The sequence below is a fragment of the Streptomyces sp. Tu 3180 genome (genome assembly GCF_009852415.1).
Classification (GTDB): domain Bacteria; phylum Actinomycetota; class Actinomycetes; order Streptomycetales; family Streptomycetaceae; genus Streptomyces.
In genome coordinates, this window is sequence record NZ_WOXS01000002.1 from 4,099,275 (window position 1) to 4,118,101 (window position 18,827).

Genomic DNA, 18,827 nt, shown 5'->3' on the forward strand with positions numbered 1-18,827 from the left:
GGGAGGTAAAGGTCCTGCGGAGGTTCGGACGGCGTCGGTGCAGGCCGTCGCGCGTTTCGGGCGATCCGGACGTCACCTCGCCGTCACTTCCTCGTGCGACCTGCGTCCCATCCGGCATCGCGAGCGCAACCTCAGCCCTTAGACTCCCTCGCGTGACACGCTGCGGGCAGGTTGGCAAGATGGCCCGAGCGGTCGGCACGTCGCGGTAACAGGGAGGAAGCGTCTCGTGAGCAGCAGGCCATCCCGAGGCGCTGCTCGCCTCGCAGCCATACTGGACGCGCTTCCCGACGCCCTGGTGCTGGTCAACGCCAACGGGACCGTCGTCAACGCGAACACCATCGCCCTGGAGGCATTCGAGACCCCGGGCACGGCTCTGGTGGGGCGCGGGCTGCTGGATCTGCTGCCGCAGTTCGACTCCAAGCTCATCCCGGGGTCCATGCGGCGGCCCGACCACATCGACCCCCGGGCGCGGACCAAGCCGACGCGGATGATCGCCCGGCGGACCGACGGGACCGAGTTCCCGGTCGAGGTCACCAGTGCGAATCTGGAGACCGGCCAGCAGGCGTACGACACCTACGGCTACACCGGCGACGAGCTGCTGATGCTCGTCGTCCGCGACCTCTCCGGCACCGTCGACACCGAGGCGGAGCTGGCGCGCTCGCAGCGGCAGACCGAGATGATCCTGCGGGCCGCCGCCGAGGGCGTCGTGGGGACCGACACCGACGGCCGGATCGTCCTCGTCAACCCGGCCGCCGCCCAGATACTGGGCTACCGGGCCGGCGAGCTCGGCGGGCGCGAACTGCACACGCTCATCCTGCACTCGCGCGCCGACGGCTCCCCCTTCCCCTACGACGAGTCCCCGCTCGCCGACACCCTGCGCTCCGGGCGCAAGCACCGGGTGCGCGGGCAGGTCCTGTACGCCAAGAACGGCGACAGGATCCCGGTCGACCTGACGACCTCGCCGGTGCGCGACGGCGACCAGCTCGTCGGCGCCGTCATGACCTTCACCGACCGGCGCCCCCACGACGCGCTGGTCAAGGAGAAGGAGGAGGCCGAGCAGCGGCACGCCGAGGAGCTGGAGCGCCTCGCCGAGGAGCACGGCTCCGAGCTCACCGCCCTGCGCCAGAGCCACGTCACCGAGGTGGAGGAGCTGCGCGAGAAGCACGCGGAGGAGCTCGCCGCGCACGAGGAGCGGTACGCCGCCCTCGGTGAGCGCGAGAAGGACCGCTACGAGGCCCTCGCCGCCCGGCACGAACAGCTGCTCACCCTGCTCGGGCAGTCCCTCAGGGGCCCGCTGGAGGAACTGCGCCGTGAGCTGGCCGCGCTGGCCGCGGACGACGCCGGGCAGCTGTGGCCCGAGGCCAACCAGGTGCTCCACCACCTGTCGGCCGGCTACTCCCGCATCACCACCCTCATCGACAACGTCCTCGGCTACCAGCGCCTCGACGCCGGGACCGAGGGCATCAACCGGACGAAGGTGATGCTCGACGCCGTCGTCGCCGCCGGTGTGGACGGGGCGGTCGAGCTCGTCGGGCCCGGGCGGGTGCAGTTCGCCGTGCACGCGCCGCCCATCGAGGCCGAGGTCGACCCCCGGCTGCTCGCGACCGCCCTCGCGCACCTCGTCGCGGACGTCGCGGGCGTCGACGCGACCGGCAACACCCCCGTCTCGGCGGGCGGTTACCTGGACAACACGGTCGTGGTCGCGGCGGCGCAGCGCAGCGAGGTCGTCCGCATCGAGGTGCGCGGCCCGTACAGCGGCGGCGACCCGGTGCACGAGCCGATCGTGCGCGGGATCGTCCGGGCGCACGGCGGCGTGCTGCAGACGCACGAGGTGCCGGGGATGAGCGGCAGCGCGTTCGTCCTCGAGGTGCCGATCGGGGGCGGGGCGGGGGCCGTTCCGGCCGCCGGGGCGCCCGTCGTTCCGGCGGACGAGGAGGCCGCCGCGGCCGACGACGCCGCGCGGCCCCCGGCGGCGGACGGCGCCGGGCCCGGCGTGCCTCCGTGGACGCCTTCCTGGAGAGCGAGGTGCCGGGCGCGAACGAGGCCTCCGGCACGGAGGCCGCGGCGCCCACCGGACGGCGCAGGCGCCGGGCGGTCGCTGCCGCCGAGCCCGCGCCGCCGCAGCCGCCGGCCCCGGCGTCCGGTGAGGGCGCGGCGGTCTCCGGCGGTACCGGACGGCGGCGCGGACGGCCGGCCGAGGGCGCGCAGGCCGCGGGTGCGACCGGCGGTGCGGTGGAGCTCGCCGGTGCCGGTGCGGGTGGTGCCGGGGTGTCCGAGGGGGCCGTCGTCACCGCCGCCGAGCACGCGGCGGGGGCCGCCGCGTCGAACACGGGACTGGGCGGGACCGTACCGCCGCAGGGGGTGCCCGCGCCCTCCGGGCCGCGTGCCCGGCACGAGTCCGGCGAGCAGCACGCGCTGCCGCCGGCGCTGCCCGCGCCGTCCGGCGGGAACGGTGCGCCGGCCGACGCGTCCCGGGCCGCCCAGGAGCAAGGACAGGGACAGCCGACGGGGCGGCGCCGGCGGGCGCTGGCCGCCGCCAACGAGCGTGCGGCGGCGCAGGAGGCCGCGCCGCGCACGGTGTTCGCGCTGCCGCCCGCCGAGGCGGACCAGGGAGAGCGGACCGGGCAGGCCGAGGTGCTCGGTCAGGCCGCGGCCCCGCAGGAGGGCCGGGCGCCGCACGCGGGCGGGTCCGGACCCGCCGCCCCCGGTGACGCCCCGGCCGACGACGGCCGCCACGACGCCGTCCCGCACGACCGGGCCGACGACCACACCCCGCCGCAGCCGCATCCCACCAGCGCGCCGACGGGCCGCCGCCGACGGGCCGCCGCCGCCCAGCCGGCGGAGGACGGCGGGGCGAACCCGCCCGCGCCGGTCCCCACGCCCATGCCCGCACCCGCGCCCGTGCCCTTGCCCGTGCAGGCCCCGGCCCAGGCGGGTGCGGTGCAGGGCGTTCCCGGGGAAGGCGCTCCGGCGCAGTGGGGATCCGTGCCCCAGCAGGGGGTGACCGTGCCCCCGCAGGGCGTGCCGGTGCCTCCGCAGGGCGCCCCCGTGCCGCCACAGGGTGCCCCCGTGCCGCCGCAAGGCGTCTCCGTCCCCCCGCAGGGCGCTCCGGTTCCTCCGCAGGGCACCGCCGTTCCGGCAGCCGTTCCCCCGCAGGGCGCCCCCGTGCCGCCGCGGGGCGCTCCCGTGCCGCCGCAGGGCGCTCCCGTTCCTCCGCAAGGCGCCGCCGTTCCCCCGCAGGGTGCCCCCGTCGCCCCGCAGGGTGGCCCCGTGCCTCCGCAGGGAGCGGCCGTCGCCCCGCAGGGGGCCGCCGTACCGCCACAGGGTGTTTCCGTCCCCCCGCAGGGCGCTCCGGTTCCTCCGCAGGGCACCGCCGTTCCGGCAGCCGTTCCCCCGCAGGGCGCCCCCGTGCCGCCACAGGGCGCTCCCGTTCCTCCGCAAGGCGCCGCCGTTCCCCCGCAGGGCGCTCCCGTGCCCGGTCAGGCGCCGCAGGTGCGGGCGGTCCAGCCGCCCGCCCAGGTGCCGGCACCTGCGCCGGTACCCGCTCAGCCCCAGGCCGTGCCCGCCGCTTCCGAGCAGCCGGCCGCCGCCCAGCCGCTGCCCGCCGAGGCGCCCCCCGGCCAGGGGACTCCGCCGGGAGGTACCCCGGCCCCGCAGCAGTGGCCCGCCGCCGGGGACACCTCCGGCGCCGGTACGCCCGTGCCCCCGGCCCCGAACCCGGCCCCGCCGCAGCCGACCCCCTCCGCCGGCACCCCGCTGCCTCCCGAGGCCGTGCCGGCGCCGGTGCAGCGGACGGCCGCTCAGCCGCTGCCCGCCGAGACCGCGGTGCCGGTGGACCCGAACTCCACGCAGGGACGGGCGATCAGCGTGCGGACGCTGGGGCAGGGCGTGCCGTTCACCCGGCAGGCCGCCCAGGTCCAGCAGCCGCTGCCGTCGGCCACGCCGCCCCCGCAGCAGCCGGGCGGCTCGGGCCGTCGCCGCAAGCTCGGTACGCGTCCCGACCCGGCCGCGGGCACCGAGCAGGGCGCGCGCCCGCACCCGCCGGGGCCGGGGCCCGCCCCCGCCCGGACGCCGGCGCAGGCCCCGGCCCCGGCGCCCGCGTCGGCGCAGGTGCCGGCTCAGCACCAGCCCCAGCACTCGCTCGCCGGCCAGTCCCGGCTCGCACCGGGCACCGAGGGCACCGGGCGTTCGTACGCCATAGGCGCGCCGGACGCGGACGCCGCCGAGGGGCCCGAGCCGCTGGACGGTCCGGGCGGGGCGGTCGAGGTGTCGGACACGCCGCGTCCGCAGCCGATGGACGACGAGCTGCCGCCGGAGCCGCTGGACAACCCGCGCCGGCTGCTCGTGTGGCCCGCACCGGACGTCTCCACGCAGCAGGCGCTGAGCGACCGCGGCTACCGGCCGGTGATCGTGCACTCGCGCGAGGAGGTCGACGCGCAGATCGCGGCGTTCCCCGCCGCGCTGTTCGTGGACCCGCTGACCGGGCCGATCACCCGTACGGCCCTGCAGTCGCTGCGGCAGGCGGCGGTGGCGGCCGAGGTGCCGGTGCTCGTCACGGCCGGGCTCGGCCAGGCCTCGCGCGACGCCGCGTACGGCGCCGATCCCGCCGTCCTGCTGAAGGCGCTCGCGCCGCGGGACAGCGAGCAGCATCCGCCGCGGGTGCTGCTGGTCGAGGAGCACGCGGAGATCGCGCTGGCGCTGACCGCGACGCTGGAGCGGCGCGGCATGCAGGTGGCGCGGGCCGCGAGCGACGCCGACGCGGTGGCGCTGGCGGGGCAGTTCCGGCCGAACCTGGTGGTGATGGACCTGGTGCAGGTGCACCGGCGCCAGGCCGGGTCCGCCGGGATCATCGACTGGCTGCGGGCGAACGGGCAGCTCAACCGCACTCCGCTCGTCGTCTACACCGCCGCCGTCGACCAGGCCGACCTGCCGCGGCTGGCGTCCGGCGAGACGGTGCTGTTCCTCGCGGAGCGGTCCACCAGCGCCGAGGTGCAGGCCGGGATCGTCGACCTGCTCGCCCGCATCGGCACCAACTGAGCCCCGGCCGGAGCCGCCCGGCCCCGGCCGGCTCCGGCCCAGGGGCGCGGTCCGGTTCACCGCGCGGCACCGGGCGGATTCGTCGCGCGGTGCCGGGCGGGTCGGTCAGCGGGCCACCAGGCGGCGGGCCGCCTCCTTCACCGAGGCCCGGAGCCGGTCGCGGTCCTCGGCCCCGTCGCCGACCAGGATGCGGCGCATCTGCGGGACGACGGCCGTCCAGTTGGCCACCGCGGTCAGCAGGAACAGCAGGTCCCCGGCCGGAATGGCGTCGGTGACGACGCCCCGCTCCTGGCCGTCCCTGAGCAGGGCGACCTTGCGGACGTAGTGCTCCTGGCGCCCGGCCTCGTGGGGCAGTTCGTCGGTGCCGTACTCCAGGCCCTCCCAGAAGAGCAGCCGCAGCAGTTCGGGGTGGGCGGCGTGGTAGTCCATCAGGCGGTCGACCCAGCCCTCGATGTCGTCCGGGTCGACGGGGACGGCCTCGGCGAGGTCCAGCATCTTCTTCTCGAGGACGATCGCGAACAGCTCCGCCTTGTTGCCGAAGTAGGCGTAGATCAGCTGCTTGTTGGCCTTCGCCTCGGCCGCGATGCGGTCGATGCGGGCGCCGGCGATGCCGTGGCGGGCGAACTCGGCGACCGCCGCCTCGAAGATCCGGGCCCTGGTGGCCTCGGGGTCCCTTGCTGCCATGGGGACAGGGTAGCGCGACAAGTAACCAACTGTTTGGTTGACAGGGAATCCGGACGGAGCGCAGACTGTTCCACCCAACAGCCAACCAACCGGTTGGTTGTTGGAGCGGACTCGAACAGGCTCGAAGGGTTCCCCGTTCATGTCATCAGCGACCACCGACACCACCACCCACCAGGGCCGGAAGCCGCCCGCCCGGGCCGCCGGGGCGCCGCGGCGGCCCGGTTCCGCGCTCTTCCTCACCCTGCTCGCCGTCTGCAGCGCGGTCACGGCCGCCAACATCTACCTCGCCGCCCCGCTGCTCTCCCTGATGGCCCGCGACTTCGGGTCGACCCCGTCCGCCGTGGCCTGGATCGCCTCCGTCGCCCAGTTCGGCTACGCCGTCGGGCTGCTCTTCTTCGCCCCGCTCGGTGACACCGCCAGCCGGCGCCGGCTGGTCGCCGTCCTCACCGTGGTCACCGCCCTGGCCCTGGTCGCCGGCGCGGCCGCCCCCGGCACCGGCGCGCTCGCGGGCGCCGTGTTCGTCGCCTCGGCCGCGACGGTCGTCCCCCAGCTCCTCGTCCCGCTGGTCGCCGAACGCGCCCCCGCCGAACGCCGCGCCCGCCATGTCGCCGCCGTGATCGCCGGCCTGTTCACCGGCATCGTCGCGGCCCGGGTCGTCGGCGGGCTCGCCGGTCAGGCCTTCGGCTGGCGCTGGGTGTTCGCGGGCGCCGCCCTGCTCACCCTCGCCCTCGGGCTGGCCACGGCCCTCGTCCTGCCCGCCGAGCGGCGGGAACGGGCCGGCTCGTTGTTCGGCGGTCTCGCCGCCCTGCCCGGGCTGCTCCGCCGCTCGCCCGACCTGTGGCGCGCCTCCGTGCGCCAGGCGGGGATGTTCGGTGCGTGGAGCGCCCTGTGGACCTCCCTCGCGCTGCTGCTGACCGGCCCGGCCTACGGCCTGTCCACCGCCACCGCCGGTCTCTTCGGCCTCCTCGGGCTCGCGGCGAGCGCGGTGGCGCCGCTGGCGGGCGGGATGGTCGACCGCTTCGGCGCCGCCCGGGTCGTGCGGGGGGCGTATCTGCTCGCGGCGGTCTCCGTGCCGCTGTTCTGGCTGGGCGGGCACGTCCTCTGGGCCCTGTTCGTCGCCGCGGTCGCGATCCACGCGGCCCTGGTCGCCTCGCACGTCGCCAACCAGACCCTGGCCCTGACCAGTACGTCCAGCCCGGCCGCGGCCAACACCGCCTACGTCGTCTCCGGCTTCGCCGGCGGCGCCACCGCCTCCGCCCTCGCGGGGAGCGCCTTCGCCCACTTCGGCTGGAGCGGGGTCTCGGCGGTGGCCGGTGTCTGGCTGGCCCTGGGGTGGGGGAGCACGGCGGTGTCGCGCGGGCGGCGGTGACCCCGTCGCCGTACGCCCCCGCACCGGGGACGCGCCGGGTGGCGGGCCGGTGCCGGCCCGCCACCCGGCGCACCCGGTGCCGGGATCCGCGTCAGAGCCGGGTGACGTCCAGCTCCCCCTCGGCGTACTGCCTGCGCAGCACCTTCTTGTCGAACTTGCCCACGCTCGTCTTCGGCACCGACGCGATCACCGTCCAGCGCTCCGGGAGCTGCCACTTGGCGATCTTCCCCTCCTCCTGGAGGAAGGCGCGCAGGGTGGTGAAGTCGGCGGTGGCGCCCTCCTTGAGGACGACCGTGGCCAGCGGGCGCTCGCCCCACTTGTCGTCCGGGACGGCGACGACGGCGGCCTCGGCGACGTCCGGGTGGGACATCAGGGCGTTCTCCAGCTCCACCGAGGAGATCCACTCGCCGCCGGACTTGATGACGTCCTTGGCCCGGTCGGTCAGGGTGAGGAAGCCGTCGCGGCTGATGGTGCCGACGTCGCCGGTCTTGAGCCAGCCGTCCTCGCTGAACTTGTCGGCGGGGCGCAGGGGTTCGGCGTCGGGGCCGTTGTAGTAGGCGCCCGCGATCCACGGGCCGCGCACCTCCAGCTCGCCCGCCGACTCGCCGTCCCAGGGCAGGCGCTCGCCGCCGGGACCGGTGAGCCGGGCCTCGACGCCGGCCGGGAAGCGGCCCTGGGTGAGGCGGTAGGCGAACTCCTCGTCGGTGCCCGCGGCGTGGGCCGGCGGGCGGGCGATGGTGCCGAGCGGGGAGGTCTCCGTCATGCCCCAGGCGTGGCAGACCCGCATGCCCAGCTCGTCGAACGCCTCCATCAGGGAGGGCGGACAGGCCGAGCCGCCGATGGTGACCTGGCCGAGGGAGGAGACGTCCCGGGGCCTGGCGGTCAGCTCGGCGAGCAGGCCCTGCCAGATGGTGGGGACGGCGGCGGCGTGGGTCGGCCTCTCGCCCTCGATCATCTCCGCGAGCGGCGCGGGCTGCAGGAAGCGGTCGGGCATCAGCATGTTGACGCCGGTCATGAAGGTGGCGTGCGGCAGGCCCCAGGCGTTGACGTGGAACTGGGGGACCACCACCAGCGAGGTGTCCTGGTCGGTCAGGCCCATCGACTGGGCCATGTTCACCTGCATGGAGTGCAGGTAGATCGAACGGTGGCTGTAGACCACGCCCTTGGGGTCGCCGGTGGTGCCGGAGGTGTAGCACATGGCGGCGGCGGCGCGCTCGTCCAGCTCCGGCCAGTCGTACGCGGCCGGCTTCCCGGCGATCAGGTCCTCGTACTCGTGCACCTGCGCGGAGGCGTCGGCCAGCGCGGAGCGGTCCCCGGGGCCGGAGACGACCACGTGCTCGACGGTCTTCAGGTGCGGCAGCAGCGGGGCGAGCAGCGGGATCAGCGAACCGTTGACCAGGACCACCCGGTCGGCGGCGTGGTTGACGATCCACGCGAGCTGCTCGGCCGGGAGGCGGAGGTTCAGGGTGTGCAGGACGGCGCCCATGGAGGGGATCGCGAAGTACGCCTCCACGTGCTCGGCGTTGTTCCACATGAGGGTGGCGACCCGCTCGTCGCCGGCGACGCCGAGGTCCTCGCGCAGGGCGTGGGCCAGCTGCGCCGCGCGGGCGCCGATCTCCGCGTAGGTGCGGCGGTGCGGTTCGCCCTCGCCGGTCCAGGTGGTCACCAGTGAGGTCCCGTGGATCGTCGACCCGTGGTTGAGGATCCTCGAGATCAGCAGCGGTACGTCCTGCATGGTGCTCAGCACGGCGTCCTCCTGGGCGACATTGCCTGCGCGGCGGTAAGGGTTGCGCTGATTCTGCGCACATACCGCGCGGTATGTCACTAGGGGAGCGGGGATCGACCTTGCCGCGGGGCGCGACAATTTCCCTCAGGACCGAACAAACCCCAGTTCGGGGTCCTCGCGCAGCTTGCCCAGCGCCCGCGACACGGCCGACTTCACCGTGCCCACCGACACTCCGAGCACCTCGGCCGTCTGCACCTCGCTCAGGTCCTCGTAGTACCGCAGGACGACCATCGCCCGCTGCCGCGCGGGCAGCCGCGTGATCGCCCGCCACATCGCGTCGCGCAGCGCCTGCTGCTCGGCCGGGTCGTCGCCGCCGGGCACCGGTTCCGGCTCGGGCAGCTCGTCGCAGGCGAACTCGTCCACCTTGCGCTTGCGCCACTGCGAGGTCCGCGTGTTCAGCAGCGCCCGGCGCACATAGCCGTCGAGCGCGCGGTGGTCCTCGATGCGCTCCCAGGCGACGTACGTCTTGGTGAGCGCGGTCTGCAGCAGGTCCTCCGCGTCGCTCGGGTTCCCGGTCAGCGACCGGGCGGTCCGCAGAAGCACCGGCTGGCGGGCCCTCATGTACGAGGAGAACGACGGGTACGGGAGGGTCTGCGTCACCGGGGCGGCGGCGTTCGAAGCGCTGGTGCAGACGGGTGTGGTCATGGCTCAACGCTATGAGCGGGGACATGTCCGACGGATCGGCCGCAGGTCCCGAAGCGGAGTCCCCCTCAGGTTGTAGGGGCGGGGGCCGCCGCACCTCCTGAAGGTGGAGGTGAGGGGGAGGAGCACTGCGGGTTCGCCCCTGGGGGGACGGCTCCCGGGGACGGCACGGACGCGCGGCACGGCGCCCACCGGGCGCGGCCCGGCGCCCGCCCGGTGCCGCCCGGCACCCCGGAAACGTCCGCGCGGCGGCACCGGAGCACCGCCGCGCGGACGTCCTGCACCCCACGAAGCACACCCACACCGTCAGAGGGCCGACGGCCCTCTCACCCCCTCACCACAGCGGGCTGAAGCTGATGGCCACGTTGTCGTCGCCCTGGTTGAGGGACGTGGCCGCGGACCCGTTGACCTGGGCGGTGCTGCTCTGGTTCGAGGTGTCGTCGCCGGTGGCCTGTTGCTGCGTGGTGGCCGCGTCGCCGAAGTTGTCGCCGCCGACCCCGCTGCCGAGGACACCCGCGTCGGCGCTGGTGGCCGTCGCGTTCGCTCCGTCGTCCGCGAGGGCGCCGCTGTCCGCCGTCGCGACGCCGGTGAAGAGGGCGGCCGCGAGCGGAAGGGCCAGGACGGCGGCGACGGCGCGGGCGGTACGGATGCTTGCCATGTTGTGTTCCCTCCAGAACAAAGGACGCACCGGCCCATGGCCGCTTGTGCGTGAAGTACGGCTGTCCACCAGGGGAGTCGGCCGATCCGCCCGGCGCTGTGCACGACGTCGCGAGACCAGGGTTGCCCAGCGGATCCGCGGCGGACCACCCCGGAAGCCGCTCTTCGCACGGAAGCGTGACGACCCGCCGATAAACCCCTCCACGCCCCTCGGATCACCTCGCGGCCGCACGGGAACGACGCCGCCCCGGGCCCCGCACGGGGTGAAGCGTTCCGGCACCTCTTCCGCCCGCCTCGCCGCCCCGGCGCGTCGCCCCACGGCCCCCTTTCCTTTTTCGAACGCACGTACGAACATGGAGGTATGGCCACCACCGACCGGCAGGCCGCGACCCTGGCCCTCGCGCACGCCCTGTCAGCCGCCGAGCGCGGACTGGCCGTCATCCCGCTGTCCCGGACGAAGCTCCCGGCCCTGCGCTCCCCGCACCGCGACGACCCCGACCCCGTCCCCTGCCACGGCGAGTGCGGCCGCTTCGGCCACGGCGTCCACGACGCCTCCACCGACCCCGTCCGCATCCGCGCGCTGTTCGCCGCCGCGCCCCGCGCCACCGGCTACGGCATCGCCTGCGGACTGCCCCCGCACCACCTCATCGGCGTCGACCTGGACACGAAGACCGGCACGGACCCCGCCGCCGCCCTGCGCGAACTGGCGCTTCGTCACCTGTTCACGATCCCCGCCACGGTGGTCGTCCTGACCCCGAGCGGCGGCCGCCACCTGTGGCTGAGCGGCCCGCCGGACGTCGTCGTCCCCAACTCCGCGGGCCGCCTCGCCCCCGGCATCGACATCCGGGGCGCCGGTGGCTACCTCGTCGGCCCCGGATCCCGTACCGACCACGGCACGTACACCACTCTCCCGGGCACCGCGCACCTGCCCCCGGCGGCCTGCCCGCCCGCGCTCCTGCGCCTGCTCCTCCCGCCGCCCCGGGCGCACCACCCGACGCCCCCGCCGGCCGGCGGACACGGCCGGGGACTGGTCCAGTTCGTCCTCGCGGCGCACGAGGGCCAGCGCAACACCCGCCTGTTCTGGGCGGCCTGCCGCGCCTACGAGGACGGCATCGGCCCCGCCCTGGTGGACCCCCTGGTCGACGCGGCCCGCAGCACCGGCCTGTCCGAGCACGAGGCCCGCGCCACGATCGCGTCGGCGGCGCGGATGACGGGACACCGGCCCTGACCGCCCCCCCTGCCCCCACCCCCTCCCGTCCCGCCCCGAAGAACCGAAAGACCCCGATGCGCCACCGCCTCAGGGTGCCGACCATGGCACTCGCCCGCGTCGTCCTCGCCTCCGGCCGCTCGGTCGACCTCTCCGAGCTGCGGATGTCGTCGACGTACGGCGGGCTGCTCGAGGGGTATCCCTGCAAGCCCCTCAACGACCGCAGGATCGACCTGCTGCTCCGGTCCGCCGAGCGCGCCTTCGCCGGAGCTCCCGTCCACCTGGTCCCGCCCCCGCGCGAGTACCCCGACCAGTACGCGGGCGCCTTCGGCCCGGTGGAGGTGCTGCCCGCCGTGACGTGCGTCGGCAGCTTCCGCTCCGAGGCGCTCGACCCGGCCCACGACCGCGTGCTGTACCGCTCCCGCCTCACCGTCGTCTGGTTCCAGCCCACCCCGCACGTCCCGTCGGGCTGCGACGCGGAGCCCGCGCTGCGGGACGTGCCCTGGGAACGGCTGGCCGAGGACGAGGAGCTCTGACCGTACGGCGGTTGCCCGGAGGGATGCACACGTACGGGGTGACGGCAACCGAACGTCACCACACGTACGGGTGAGTGTCGGGGCCGGGCACCCGGGTACGGAGCCGCTGCCCCGGAGTCCGCGGAGGGCGGGGCCCGATGACGGCCCGCGAGTCCGAAAAGCCTGGTGACAGAGGCTCCGGCGAAAGAACCCGGTACCGCGGGGGACGTTTCCGGTCACCTTCCATCAGCGGCGTGCGCGTGTCTACGCCGCCCTAAACGCGCTGATTGTTCAGAATGTTGCCCACTGCCCCAGTTGAAACTATGAAGTTTCATTGCCGAGGAGCGTGACATGCAGATTCGCAGGTGGCTCCCAGACCAGCCCACCCGTATCGGCCGTCACGACTGGCCGGACGAGGGGGACAACGGAACGCACATGCGACTGCGGACCGGCTCCATCGTGGTACTGGACCGGCAGGCGTGGCGGATCCTGGAGATCAACGGCTACCCGAGCGACCGGTGGCCGGACTCCTACGAGAAGGCGTGGCGCGACCACGTGGAGCTGTGGTGGCACGCCAACGAACTGCGGCGGGCCAACAACCAGGCGGTCAAGCCGGCCCCCGAGCGGGCCGAGTTCTACAAGCGCCCGGTGGTGCTGGTGCTGCGCAACGAGAACCTGCCCCGCTCCACACCGAAGCACTGGTGCGCTCCCGCCAGCCACGACTGGCGGGTCCTCCCCGAACACTACGCGGTCTGCCGCGCCTGCGGTGAGCTGCCGCCCTGCCACCACGGGGAGTACCGCTGGGAGGGCGGCCCGCGCTGGCCGGAGCAGAACGGCGGCATCCCGCTCATGGTGCCGGAGGGCTGCTGCATGGGGTGCGCCGAGCCGATCAGGCCGCGGGTGCGGACCGTGCGCTTCCCGGGCCCGAACCTCTGGTACCCGGACCTGGGCGAGGACACGGCCGTCTTCCACGCCCGCGCCTCCTGCGCCGACCAGGTCGACTGCTACCGCATGCAGTGGCAGACCGAGTACAACCCGCGTTCCGCCCCGCGGCCCGCCACCCTCGCGTTCCCGGGTTTCGAGCACTTCGTGCTCCCCCGGACGCGTCACGCGCCGGACGTGCCCGCGCACGGCCGGCAGACCTCCCGGGACCCGCATCCCGCGCATCACGCGCTGCCCGCGCCGGCCCCGTCGGCCACGCCGCCACGGCCGGGAGAGGAGGAGTGCTCCTCCGTGACCGGTGACTTCGGCGCCTTCCCCGCCCCGTTCGACGGGCACCGGGGGGAGCCGGGCACCGGCACGCCGCCGGCCGGCCCGTCGGCCCCGGCCGTGTCCGAGCCGGCGCACCGGCCGGCCCCCGCGGCCCCGACGGCCCCCACGGCCTCCGGCACTCCCGCGGCGGACCCGGTGGTGGCACCGGCCCCTCCCCCCGCGGCCGAGGCGCCCGCACCCGTCGCCTCCCCGGCCGCCGAGGGCGTCGGAGCGGCCCTCCAGTCGGCGCAGGAACTGGACCTGGCCCTGGCGGGGGGACCGGCCTTCCACAACGCGGAACAGGCGGCCCGGGTGATCGAGGAACTCACCGCCGCGGTCCGGAACATCGCCCTCTGCCTGAACAACCCCGCCGCCCGCGAGCGCTCCTGACCGGGGACGACCGGACGGCGGACCGCACCACGGCCGTCACGGCCCGGCCGGTCCGGCCCGGCGGAGCCGAACGGCACGGGACCGGCCATGCGGAAGGGGCGCCCCTCCCCGAGGGACGCCCCTTCCGGCCTGCAACGTCTACGACCTGCGCGGAGGCGGTGGGATTTGAACCCACGGTGACATCGCTGCCACGACGGTTTTCAAGACCGTTCCCTTCGGCCGCTCGGGCACACCTCCCCGCGCCGGCCGGTGATCGGCGGCGCGGGGACAAGGGTAACGGGTTCGGCGCCCGCGGGTGAGGTCAGCTGTCGCCGACGCGGGAGCCCAGGGTGAGCTCCGTGGTCCGCTCCTTGCCGCCGCGTTCGTAGGTGATCGTGACCTCGTCGCCCGGCTTGTGGGTCCAGATCTCGCCGATCAGGGTCGGGCCGGAGTCGATGACCCGGTCGTCGAGCTTGGTGATGACGTCACCGGGCTTCAGGCCGGCCTTGGCCGCGGGGCCGCCGGCCTCGACCGCCTCGGAGCCGCCGGCGCCCTGCTCGGTGATCTTCGCGCCGCCCGACGTCTCCTCCAGGGAGACCGACGCGCCGATCTTGGCGTACACCGGCTTGCCCGTCCTGATCAGCTCCTGGGCCACGTACTTGGCCTGGTTGATCGGGATGGCGAAGCCCAGGCCGATCGAACCGGCCTGCCCCGTGCCGAAGCCGCCGTTGCTGGTGGACTGGATCGCGGAGTTGATGCCGATGACGTTGCCCTGCGCGTCCAGCAGCGGCCCGCCGGAGTTGCCCGGGTTGATGGACGCGTCGGTCTGCAGGGCGCTCATGTACGACGCCTGGCTGCCGGTGCCGTCGCTGGAGGCCACCGGGCGGTTCTTCGCGCTGATGATGCCCGTCGTCACCGTGTTGGACAGGCCGAAGGGCGCGCCGATCGCGATCGTCGAGTCGCCGACGGCCACCTCGTCGGAGTTGCCCAGGGGGAGCGGCTTCAGGTCCGAGGGGGCGTCGTCGAGCTTGACGACCGCGACGTCGTAGCCCTGGGCGTTGCCGACCACTTCGGCGTCGTACTTCTTGCCGTTCGGGAAGGTCACCGAGACCTTGCCGCCGTCGACGGCCTCCGCCACCACGTGGTTGTTGGTGACGATGTGGCCCTGGGTGTCGAAGACGAAGCCCGTGCCGGTGCCGCCCTCGCCGCTGCTGCTCTCGGCCTCGATGGTGACCGTGCTGGGCAGCGCCTTGGCGGCCACGGCGGCGACCGTGCCCGGCTCGCGCTTGATGTCTCCGCCGCTGGTCGCCGCCGAGACGGTCGTCGATCCGCCGGCGTCGTTCTCCTTGGCCAGGGTGTAACCGAGGCCGCCGCCCGCACCGCCCGCGACCAGCGCGGCCGCCAGGACCGCGGCGAGCAGACGGCCGCGTCCGCCGCCGCTCTTCGGCGCCGGCTGCTGGTAGGAGGAGCCCCAGCCGCCGCTGCCGTGCCCGGCACCGCCGTCGCCGTAGGACGGGGGCGCCGGGGGCGGGGGCCAGGAGGCGTCGGGAGGGGACGGGGGTCCCGCGGGCCCCCCGGAGGCGGGCACGCCCTGCGGGCCGTGACCGTAGCCGTGTCCGGGGGAGCCGTGGCCGGCCGGCGGACCGCCGTGCGGCGCCGGGGTGCCGGGGGCGCCGTGGTCCTGTGCGGCCCCGGGGGCGCTCGGCGGGACCGGGGGTATGGGGGTCGTCGAGGTGACCCCGTCCGGAGCGGGACGCTCCTGGTGCGCCGAAGCAGCGGGAGCATCCACCGGTACGGGCGGTACGGGCGGGGCCGGGGGTACCGCGGTGCCCTCGTTCTCGGTGCTCACAGCTTCTCTCCTCGATCCACGGCTGTTGTCCTCGGTCCCACGCGGTCTCACTCGGTCACGTTCGGTCGCGTTCGCTCATGCCCGCTCACGCTCGTCGAGAGTCCGGCGCGATGCAGCTGTGCACGTCCCTTTGTATGACGTCAGCTTTTCCCACGGGCCGTCAGGGCACCATAAGCCGTTCCTGTGGGTCCGGGGCCATTCTTTACACAGGGCATTACTCACCAAAGGAGCACCACCGCGATGCCTCCGACCGGATCCGCCGACCGGCCGCGTCCCTCCGGGCGCACGGGTACCCGCGCGCGGTGGCACCATGACGCGGTGACCCACGCACGACAGCACCCGACCCAAGTCGTCGCGCACCGCGGAGCCTCCGAGGACGCCCCCGAACACACCCTGGCCGCGTACCGCAAGGCGATCGAGGACGGCGCGGACGCACTCGAATGCGACGTGCGCCTGACCGCCGACGGCCATCTGGTCTGCGTCCACGACCGTCGCGTCAACCGTACGTCCAACGGCCGCGGCGCGGTCTCGGCGCTGGAGCTCTCCGACCTGGCCGCCCTGGACTTCGGCTCCTGGAAGACCCGCGACTCCTTCGGCGGCCGGACCGAGGAGCCCGACTGGGAGCACCGCCCGGAGGACCGGGAGGCCACCTCCGTCCTCACCCTGGAGCGGTTGCTGGAGCTGGTCCTCGACGCGGGACGCCGGGTGGAGCTGGCGATCGAGACCAAACACCCCACGCGGTGGGCGGGCCAGGTGGAGGAACGGCTGCTGCTCCTGCTCAAGCGGTTCGGGCTGGACGCCCCGGCCACGGCCGAGGAGTCCCCGGTGCGCGTGATGAGCTTCTCCGCGCGCTCGCTGCACCGCGTGCGCGCCGCGTCGCCGACGCTGCCGACGGTCTACCTCACGCAGTTCGTCTCGCCCCGGCTGCGCGACGGACGGCTGCCCGCGGGCGTACGGATCGCGGGGCCCTCCCTGCGGATCGCCCGCGGCCACCCCGCGTACATCGAGCGCCTGAAGGAGTCCGGTCACCAGGTGCACGTGTGGACCGTGAACGATCCCCGGGACGTGGACCTCTGCGTCGGCCTCGGGGTGGACGCCATCATCACCAACCGGCCCCGCGCGGTCCTCGACCGGCTCGGCCGCTGACCCGCACGGTTCCCGCAGGACTCTTGACCTCGCGCCCCGGCCCGGCCATCCTCACGTCTCGGCCACACCGACGAAATCCAGCCATGTGATGACAGGGAGTGCTCCGGCGCGTTCGGTGCGTATTCGATCGTTGCGAGTGCGTCACCGCACGAAGGCGTGACGGTTTCCGGTTCAGGCCGATGGGGCATCCACACCGTGGCGTGGGGCGAAGGAGGTCTCGGGGGTGGCGTTGGTGGTGGCACAGGAGGTGCCCACGTCGTCGAGCATGGCCGTACCCCATGGCCCTGCGGGCGTGGGGGAGGCGCGGCGCCGGATGCGCGCGCAGCTGCGCGACGGGGGCGTGGCGGACGCGGTCGTCGACGATGCCGTACTGATCCTGTCCGAACTGCTGAGCAATGCGTGCAGACACGGCCGGCCCCTCGGTGACGCCCTGGCCGGGGACGGCGACGTCCGCGCCGCCTGGCGGGTGGATCCCTGCGGCCGGCTCGTCGTCGAGGTCACGGACGGCGGCGGCCCGACCCGGCCCGCGCCGGCCACCCCGTCGGTCACCGCGCACGGCGGCCGGGGGCTGAACATCGTCACCGCGCTGGCCGACGACTGGGGCGTGCGCGACGAGGTGCCGGGCGAGGTCACCGTGTGGGTCGTCGTCCACAACGACGTGCACGACCCGGACGCCGGGCACCGGCGCGACGACTTCGCCTCCCGGGTGACGGCCCCCGCGGTGTCCTCGATACCCGGGCTGGACTTCGCGGACGCCTTCGACGACCTCGACTGACGGCCGCGGCCGGCGGCCTCGGCCGAGGCCGCGCGGAACCGGTGTCCCGCGTCCGGGGGGCGGCACCCGCGCCGCCCCCGGGGGCGAGCGGGAGGCGCGCTCCGGCGTCCGGGGAGGCGGACCTGGCCGTGGGAAGGCGACGGCACGGCGCGCCACCGGATCCCGTCGGCCGCGGCGTGAACGGCTAGGCTCGGCGCCCGTACGAGACGAGCCGTAACCGGGAGACACCCACGATGGCCAAGAAGCGACCCCAGACGAAGGCCAAGCGCCCGCAGCTCACGGACGGAGAGGTCCCGGTCGTCGGCGCCCGCGAGCCCTGCCCGTGCGGCAGCGGCCGCCGTTACAAGGCCTGCCACGGCCGCGCCGCCGCGCACGCCGTGACCGAGCTGGTGCACCGCCCGTTCGAGGGCCTGCCCGGCGAGTGCGACTGGGTGGCGCTGCGCGAGCTGGTGCCGGCCGCCACCGTCGAGCTGACGCTCAAGGGCGGCCTGCCCGAGGGCGTCCCCTCGGTCACGCTGGCCACCGTGCTGCCGATGGCCTGGCCCGCCCTGCGCCGCGACGACGGCTCGGTCCTGCTCGGCCTGCAGAACGACACCTCCTCCGGCGACATCAGCCGCGACCTGGCCGACACCCTCCAGCGGGCGCTCACCGCCGAGCCCGGCACCCCGGTGCAGGCCCGCCGCGCCCCCGCCGACGGGCCCCGGCTGCAGGACCTGCTCGACCCCGAGGGCGCTTTCGAGCCGGTCGTGCACAGCGGGTTCGAGTTCTGGGTCCCGGACCCGGAGAACGCCACGCCGGACGTCACCGCCTCCCTGGAGCGGGCCAACGCGGCGGCCATCCCGACCGTCAAGCTCGCGGGCGCGGACGCCGCGTACTGGTGCGAGACGCCGGAGAAGAACCACCTGCGGTGGGTCATGCCGCACCCCGAGGAGCGGCTTCTGGACGCTCTCGCGCGGCTGCACGCGGCCGGGCGGTCCTCCCTCGGCGAGGGCACCCGCCTGGTGGGCTCCTTCCGCGCGCACGGGCTCACCGTGCCGGTCTGGGACCTGCCCAGCGGGGTCACGGCCGAGGACGTGGAGAAGCCGGCGGCCGAGTTCGCCGAGCGGCTCGCCGCCGCGCTGGCCGTGGACGCGCCGCTGACCGCCGACGAGCGCCGCGCGCGCGGCGGCCTGACCAACCGCCAGGTCACGCTCAACTGAGGCACCCCGGGGGGGGTCGGGTTCCGCCGGCCGGTGGAACCCGACCCCTCGCGCACCACCGGCCCCGGGGGCAACTCCCGGTGTGTACAGGCCAGTCGGTGACCGGAAAAGCCGAGTTCGAATTTGCGAACCGCCGATCTCTTGTTACCGTTCCAGTAGCCCGGTTGCTGGTGCATCCCCCGTCGCCAGCAACCGGGTCTTTCCGTGCCGGTCGCCGTTCACGGAACGCAATCGCGCGCCGACCGCCCGTTCCCACGGGCCCGTCGCCCCCGAGCGCAGCAGCAACGGCCCTCCTCCGGTCCTCCGGCGCGGTCCGTGAAACCCACGAACCCCAAGAACTC

Annotated in this window: 12 protein-coding genes, 1 tRNA gene and 1 pseudogene; 8 read left to right on the forward strand and 6 right to left on the reverse strand. The window is 75.0% G+C overall.

Going from position 1 to position 18,827, the window contains the following annotated elements; translation table 11 throughout:
• Positions 1–226 precede the first annotated feature (226 nt).
• A pseudogene (locus GL259_RS19390) lies at positions 227–5,037 on the forward strand (PAS domain-containing protein).
• A 105-nt stretch (positions 5,038–5,142) separates the two neighbouring features.
• Here the strand turns inward: GL259_RS19390 and GL259_RS19395 are convergent.
• Positions 5,143–5,721 carry a TetR family transcriptional regulator gene (locus GL259_RS19395; RefSeq protein ID WP_159534495.1) on the reverse strand — a complete coding sequence of 193 codons (579 nt, stop codon included), beginning with the start codon at positions 5,719–5,721 and terminating at the stop codon, positions 5,143–5,145.
• A 139-nt stretch (positions 5,722–5,860) separates the two neighbouring features.
• Between GL259_RS19395 and GL259_RS19400 the strand changes: the two genes are divergently transcribed.
• Positions 5,861–7,090 (forward strand): MFS transporter, encoded by a 1,230-nt coding sequence (locus GL259_RS19400; RefSeq protein WP_159534497.1) that lies wholly within the window; start codon positions 5,861–5,863, stop codon positions 7,088–7,090.
• Positions 7,091–7,181: 91 nt separating this feature from the next.
• On the opposite strand, the gene GL259_RS19405 is transcribed toward GL259_RS19400, so the two are convergent.
• The 3 genes from GL259_RS19405 to GL259_RS19415 all read right to left on the reverse strand — a co-directional run bounded on the left by GL259_RS19405 (position 7,182) and on the right by GL259_RS19415 (position 10,176).
• Entirely contained in the window at positions 7,182–8,825 is a 1,644-nt protein-coding gene (locus tag GL259_RS19405; RefSeq protein ID WP_159538780.1) for a long-chain fatty acid--CoA ligase, read from the reverse strand.
• Between the two features lie 135 nt (positions 8,826–8,960).
• Positions 8,961–9,521: a SigE family RNA polymerase sigma factor gene (locus GL259_RS19410; protein ID WP_159534499.1), complete on the reverse strand. Its 561-nt coding sequence runs from the start codon at positions 9,519–9,521 to the stop codon at positions 8,961–8,963.
• A gap of 331 nt (positions 9,522–9,852) precedes the next feature.
• Positions 9,853–10,176, reverse strand: coding sequence for a hypothetical protein (locus tag GL259_RS19415; protein ID WP_159534501.1), 324 nt, complete (start codon positions 10,174–10,176; stop codon positions 9,853–9,855).
• A 360-nt stretch (positions 10,177–10,536) separates the two neighbouring features.
• Between GL259_RS19415 and GL259_RS19420 the strand changes: the two genes are divergently transcribed.
• The 3 genes from GL259_RS19420 (at position 10,537) to GL259_RS39335 (ending at position 13,538) form a co-directional block, all read left to right on the forward strand.
• A complete protein-coding gene (locus GL259_RS19420) occupies positions 10,537–11,403 on the forward strand; it encodes a bifunctional DNA primase/polymerase (RefSeq protein WP_159534503.1) in 867 nt (288 codons plus the stop codon).
• Positions 11,404–11,486: 83 nt separating this feature from the next.
• Positions 11,487–11,918 (forward strand): hypothetical protein, encoded by a 432-nt coding sequence (locus GL259_RS19425; RefSeq protein ID WP_159534505.1) that lies wholly within the window; start codon positions 11,487–11,489, stop codon positions 11,916–11,918.
• 330 nt (positions 11,919–12,248) lie between these two features.
• Positions 12,249–13,538: a hypothetical protein gene (locus GL259_RS39335; RefSeq protein WP_159534507.1), complete on the forward strand. Its 1,290-nt coding sequence runs from the start codon at positions 12,249–12,251 to the stop codon at positions 13,536–13,538.
• A gap of 150 nt (positions 13,539–13,688) precedes the next feature.
• On the opposite strand, the gene GL259_RS19435 is transcribed toward GL259_RS39335, so the two are convergent.
• Positions 13,689–13,775 (reverse strand) — tRNA-Ser (locus GL259_RS19435).
• A 64-nt stretch (positions 13,776–13,839) separates the two neighbouring features.
• Positions 13,840–15,366, reverse strand: coding sequence for a trypsin-like peptidase domain-containing protein (locus GL259_RS19440; RefSeq protein WP_159534509.1), 1,527 nt, complete (start codon positions 15,364–15,366; stop codon positions 13,840–13,842).
• Positions 15,367–15,684: 318 nt separating this feature from the next.
• Here GL259_RS19440 and GL259_RS19445 point away from each other — a divergent pair, with 318 nt between their 5' ends.
• The 3 genes from GL259_RS19445 to GL259_RS19460 all read left to right on the forward strand — a co-directional run bounded on the left by GL259_RS19445 (position 15,685) and on the right by GL259_RS19460 (position 18,486).
• Positions 15,685–16,512, forward strand: a complete 828-nt coding sequence (locus tag GL259_RS19445; protein WP_159534511.1) for a glycerophosphodiester phosphodiesterase — start codon at positions 15,685–15,687, stop codon at positions 16,510–16,512.
• Between the two features lie 265 nt (positions 16,513–16,777).
• The gene (locus tag GL259_RS19455; RefSeq protein WP_243762336.1) at positions 16,778–17,287 is read left to right on the forward strand and encodes an ATP-binding protein; all 510 of its coding nucleotides are present in this window, start codon (positions 16,778–16,780) and stop codon (positions 17,285–17,287) included.
• A gap of 233 nt (positions 17,288–17,520) precedes the next feature.
• Complete coding sequence (locus GL259_RS19460) at positions 17,521–18,486, forward strand: DUF5926 family protein (protein ID WP_159534515.1); 966 nt, start codon at positions 17,521–17,523, stop codon at positions 18,484–18,486.
• Positions 18,487–18,827: the final 341 nt, after the last annotated feature.

Coding starts and splice junctions, on each gene's coding strand:
- GL259_RS39335 (WP_159534507.1), top strand. CDS start 12,249: ATGCAGATTCGCAGGTGGCTCCCAGACCAGCCCACCCGTATCGGCCGT.
- GL259_RS19405 (WP_159538780.1), bottom strand. CDS start 8,825: ATGCAGGACGTACCGCTGCTGATCTCGAGGATCCTCAACCACGGGTCG.
- GL259_RS19420 (WP_159534503.1), top strand. CDS start 10,537: ATGGCCACCACCGACCGGCAGGCCGCGACCCTGGCCCTCGCGCACGCC.
- GL259_RS19415 (WP_159534501.1), bottom strand. CDS start 10,176: ATGGCAAGCATCCGTACCGCCCGCGCCGTCGCCGCCGTCCTGGCCCTT.
- GL259_RS19395 (WP_159534495.1), bottom strand. CDS start 5,721: ATGGCAGCAAGGGACCCCGAGGCCACCAGGGCCCGGATCTTCGAGGCG.
- GL259_RS19400 (WP_159534497.1), top strand. CDS start 5,861: ATGTCATCAGCGACCACCGACACCACCACCCACCAGGGCCGGAAGCCG.
- GL259_RS19455 (WP_243762336.1), top strand. CDS start 16,778: ATGGCCGTACCCCATGGCCCTGCGGGCGTGGGGGAGGCGCGGCGCCGG.
- GL259_RS19410 (WP_159534499.1), bottom strand. CDS start 9,521: ATGACCACACCCGTCTGCACCAGCGCTTCGAACGCCGCCGCCCCGGTG.
- GL259_RS19460 (WP_159534515.1), top strand. CDS start 17,521: ATGGCCAAGAAGCGACCCCAGACGAAGGCCAAGCGCCCGCAGCTCACG.
- GL259_RS19425 (WP_159534505.1), top strand. CDS start 11,487: ATGGCACTCGCCCGCGTCGTCCTCGCCTCCGGCCGCTCGGTCGACCTC.